The 4,485-nt window shown below is 73.8% G+C and carries 5 protein-coding genes; 4 read left to right on the top strand and 1 reads right to left on the bottom strand.

Translation table 11 applies throughout. The features are described from left to right. From ACWGIU_RS30595 to ACWGIU_RS30585, 3 genes are all read left to right on the top strand, one after another. The coding region (locus ACWGIU_RS30595; protein ID WP_453711232.1) for an amino acid permease at window positions 1–693 on the top strand (693 nt) is incomplete at its 5' end. Between the two features lie 44 nt (window positions 694–737). Beyond that, window positions 738–1,445 (top strand): gamma-glutamyl-gamma-aminobutyrate hydrolase family protein, encoded by a 708-nt coding sequence (locus ACWGIU_RS30590; protein WP_453711230.1) that lies wholly within the window; start codon window positions 738–740, stop codon window positions 1,443–1,445. Window positions 1,446–1,532: 87 nt separating this feature from the next. Next, a complete protein-coding gene (locus ACWGIU_RS30585) occupies window positions 1,533–2,342 on the top strand; it encodes a hypothetical protein (protein WP_453711228.1) in 810 nt (269 codons plus the stop codon). A gap of 86 nt (window positions 2,343–2,428) precedes the next feature. Here ACWGIU_RS30585 and ACWGIU_RS30580 read toward each other — a convergent pair whose 3' ends face one another. Continuing rightward, complete coding sequence (locus ACWGIU_RS30580; protein ID WP_453711226.1) at window positions 2,429–3,352, bottom strand: LysR family transcriptional regulator; 924 nt, start codon at window positions 3,350–3,352, stop codon at window positions 2,429–2,431. Between the two features lie 70 nt (window positions 3,353–3,422). On the opposite strand from ACWGIU_RS30580, the gene ACWGIU_RS30575 reads away from it, so the two are divergent. After that, the coding region (locus ACWGIU_RS30575) for a TDT family transporter (RefSeq protein ID WP_453711224.1) at window positions 3,423–4,485 on the top strand (1,063 nt) is incomplete at its 3' end.

Raw genomic sequence — 4,485 nt, 5'->3', positions numbered from 1 at the left:
GCCCTCTCCATCTCCATGGGCATCCTCGCGCTGCTCGCCCTGATCACCTTCTTCGCCGCGACCGGCGCCCAGGGCGCCGACGCCGTCAAGGCCGCGGGCAACCCGCTGGTCGTGGCCCTGGAAGGCGACGGCGGCCCGACCGCGCTCAGCCGCTTCGTGAACTACGCGGGCCTCGCCGGCCTGGTGGCCTCGTTCTTCTCCCTCATCTACGCGGGCTCGCGCCAGCTCTTCGCCCTCTCCCGGGCCGGCTACCTGCCCCGCTTCCTCTCGCTCACCTCGAAGCGCAAGGCGCCGTACCTGGGTCTGGTCATCCCCGGCGCCATCGGCTTCGCCCTCGCCGCGGCCACCGGCGACGGAGCCCGCATGCTCAACATCGCGGTGTTCGGCGCCACCATCTCCTACGCCCTGATGGCCCTCTCGCACATCGTGCTGCGCCGCCGGGAGCCGGACCTGGAGCGCCCGTACCGCACCCCGGGCGGGATCCTGACCTCCTCGGTGGCCTTCGCGCTCGCCCTGTCGGCCCTGGTCGCCACCTTCCTGGTGGACAAGGACGCCGCGTTCATCGCCCTGGCCGTGTACGCCGTCGCCCTCGCCTACTTCGCGGTCTACAGTCGGCACCGCCTGGTGGCCTCGGCACCGGAGGAGGAGTTCGCGGCTCTCGCGGAAGCAGAGGCGGAACTGACCCGCGACTGAAACCCTGTTCCTGCCCCGCTCCGCCCCTGTTGGAGGTAACGAACGTGCCCAGGCCGCTCATCGGCATCACCACCTACGTCGAGGATTCCACCCGCTACGGCGTGTGGGACCTCCCGACATCCCTCGTACCGACCGGGTACCACGAACTCGTCCAGGCGGCGGGCGGCGCGGCCGTGCTGCTCCCGCCGGACGAACCCGGGTCGGCGGCGGAGGTGCTGAGCCGGGTGGACGGCCTGGTCGTCGCGGGCGGCCCGGACCTGGACCCGGTGCACTACGGAGCCGCGCGCGACTCCCGTACGGGCGCCCCCGCCACGGTCCGCGACCACTGGGAGCTGGCCCTGATCGCCGCGGCACTGGACGCGGACCTGCCGCTGCTCGGCATCTGCCGGGGCATGCAGGCGCTGAACGTGGCCCTGGGCGGCACGCTGATCCAGCACATCGACGGCCACTTCGAGACCCCGGGGGCCATCTCCTGGCACCCGGTCCGCCCGGTCCCGGGCACCCGGTACGCGGACCTGGTCCCGGAGGAGGCGCAGGTCCCGACCTACCACCACCAGGCCGTCGACCGGCTGGGCCGCGGCCTGGTCGTCTCGGCCCACGCGGTCGACGGCACGGTGGAGGCGATCGAACTGCCCGACCCCGAGCGGTGGGTGCTGGGCGTCCAGTGGCATCCGGAGCGCGACAAGGACACGCGGGTGATGTCCGCCCTCGTCGAGGCGGCCTCCGTCCGTACCGCGGTACCGGTGGGCTGACGCCGGCCCTCCCGCCCCGCGCCCCCGGCGGGCGGCCGGCCCGTCGCCCGAATGGCCGGTCGTCCGCAAGGCGCGCAGTCTGGAAGCGTGCGGACCGAGGCAACGGGCACGGCACCCGGTCCGGTGTCCGGGTTCCTGGAGAACCCGATCGTCGGAATGGCCCCGTGGATCGTCTTCTCACTGCTGGTCGGCCCGGGGCGGTTCGAGCTCTCGGTCGGACTGGCACTGGCCACGGCCGTCGCGCTCACCGCGACGAGCCACCTGGTCCACCGCGCCGGCAGCTGGAAACTCCTGGAACTCGCCGACGTGGTGTTCTTCGCCTCCATGGCCGTCGTCGGAGCCCTGGCGAGCGAGGGGACCCTGCGCTGGCTGGAGACGTACGCGGGCGAGGTGGCCAACATCGCGCTGGCGGTGATCGCCTTCGGGTCGATGGCCGTGCGGATGCCGTTCACCCTCCAGTACGCCCGCGAACAGGTCGATCCGTCCCTCTGGCACACCCGCGGCTTCCTCCGGACCAATTACATGATCACGGGGGCCTGGGGCATCGCCTTCCTGGTGGCGGCCGCCGCGGGAGCCTACGGGGACCTGGTCCTGCACAACCCGGGCAACATCTGGACCGGCTGGATCATCCAGATCCTGGCGATCGTCGCCGCGGTGAAGTTCACCGTCTGGTACCCGGACGTCGCCCGCGCCCGCGCGGTCCGCGAAGCCGCCGGCCTGCCCCCCGTGCCCACGCGGTGGGCGGACTTCCTCGTACCGTTGGCGGGCCTGCTCGTACCGATCGGCATCGCCGTCCTGATCTTCGACGACATGTGGTGGCTGGGCGTCGCCCTCATCGTCGCGGGCTCGCTCCTGACGAAGACACTCCGGTCCCGGGCGAGCCAGGAGCCCGCCTGACGACGGGCCGGGTACGGGGCGGCCGGCAGCCGACGACCCCTCCCGCTCCTCCCGTCCGTGGCCCGACGGGTCCAACCGGCGGCTCACTAGATACGGCGGTGAGTGAGGGACAGCAGGTCACGGGCGGGGCCCGCCGGGCGGGAGCCCGTCGGCCAGACCGCCCGCAGGGCCCGGTCGAGCGGTGCCCCCGACACCGGGACCTCCACCAGCCGCCGCGCGCCCAGCTCGTCCCCGACCGCCAGCTCCGACAGCACGCACGGCCCCGCACCGCTCAGTGCCGCCGCTTTCACCGCCGTGGTCGACGCCAGTTCCAGCAGCGGCGCGGCCAGCCCGCCGGCCGAGACCAGTGCGGCGTCCAGGACCTGCCGCGTGCCGGACCCCCGCTCGCGCAGGATGAGCGGGGTCGAGGCCAGCTCCGCCGCCGCCACCCCCCGGGCGCGGCGCGCCCACGGGTGACCGGGGGCCACCGCCACCACCAGGCGGTCCTGCGCGATCACTGCCGAGTCCAGTCCCTCGGGCACGGTCAGCCCCTCCACGAAGCCGAGGTCGGCCTCGTGGGCGAGGACCCGTTCGGCCACCACCGCCGAGTTACCGGCGTGCAGGGACACCGCCGTGTCCGGGCGCTGCCCGCGCAGGGCGATCAGCCAGCCCGGCAGCAGGTACTCCGCGATGGTCATGCTCGCGGCCACCCGCAGCCGCGAGTCGCGCCGCCCGCGCAGCGCCTGCGCCCCCGCGTCGAAGGCCTCCGCCGCCTCCACCACCCGCCGGGCCCAGTCCGTGACGAGCGCGCCCTCGGCCGTGAGCGTCGACCCCCGCGGGGAGCGATCCACCAGAGCCACGCCGAGCCGGGTCTCCATCGCCCGGATCCGGCTGCTCGCGGCGGGCTGGGTGATGCCCAGCCGCCGGGCCGCGCCGCTCAGGCTGCCGACCCGCGCGACCGCGAGCAGCAGTTCCAGCGCGCCCAGGTCCGGTACCCGGTGCGCCAGCGGAACCCACTCCTCATTACCCATAACCTCAGTTTATGGCCTCATAGGAAGATGACCTCTGCCGCCCCGTCCGCCCCGGCGCGAGGCTGGACCCATGGCCACCACCCTCCCGCGACCCCGCACCCCCACCACGCCCGTAGTCCGGGCCCACAAGGCCCCCGCGCTGCGGCATCTCGGCCCCAACTGGTACGCCTGCGTCATGGGCACGGCGATCCTCGCCAACGCCGGCGCGACCCTCCCGTACCAGCTCCCCGGCCTGCTCGTGGCCTGCCGGCTCGTCTGGGTGCTGTCCGCCGTCCTCCTCGCCGTCCTGCTCACGGCCCGCGCGGGGCACTGGCTCCACCACCGCGACCAGGCCCGTGCCCATCTCCTCGACCCGGCCGTCGCCCCCTTCTACGGCTGCCTCTCGATGGCACTGCTGGCCGTCGGCGGCGGCACCCTCATCGTCGGGAAGGACCTCATCGGGACGGGCGCCGCCGTCGCCGTGGACGCCGTGCTCTTCACTGTCGGTACCACGATCGGCCTGATCACGGCCGTGGCCCTGCCCTACCTGATGGTCGTACGCCACAAGGTCGAGCCGGGGCAGGCCACCCCCGTCTGGCTGCTCCCCCTGGTTCCGCCCATGGTCTCCGCCGCCCTCGGCCCGCTCCTGATACCCCACCTGCCCGCCGGACAGCCCCGCGAGACCCTGCTGCTCGCCTGCTACGCCATGTTCGGCATCAGCCTGCTCGCCACCCTGCTGATGCTCCCCCTGATCTTCGGGCGGCTGCTGGTGGGCGGCCCGCTGCCGCTGGTCCTGACGCCCACCCTGTTCCTGGTCCTCGGCCCCCTCGGCCAGTCCACCACCGCCGTGAACCAGCTCGCCGATGTCGCGCCCCGGTCGATCGAGGGCACGTACGCGGGTGCGCTGGCTGGCTTCGCCCTCGTCTACGGAGTTCCCGTGATGGGCTTCGCCCTGCTGTGGCTGGCCCTGGCCACGGCGCTGCTGGTCCGGGCGGCCCGGGGCGGCATGGGCTTCGCGATGACCTGGTGGGCCCTGACCTTCCCCCTCGGCACCTGCGTCACCGGAGCCACCGGCCTGGCCCGCCACACCGGCCTGACCGCCTTCGCCTGGCTCGCCACCGCCCTCTTCCTGGCCCTGGTCACCGCCTGGCTCC

The organism is Streptomyces sp. NPDC054840, assembly GCF_053611065.1.
This window is presented reverse-complemented; position numbering and strand designations above follow the sequence as displayed.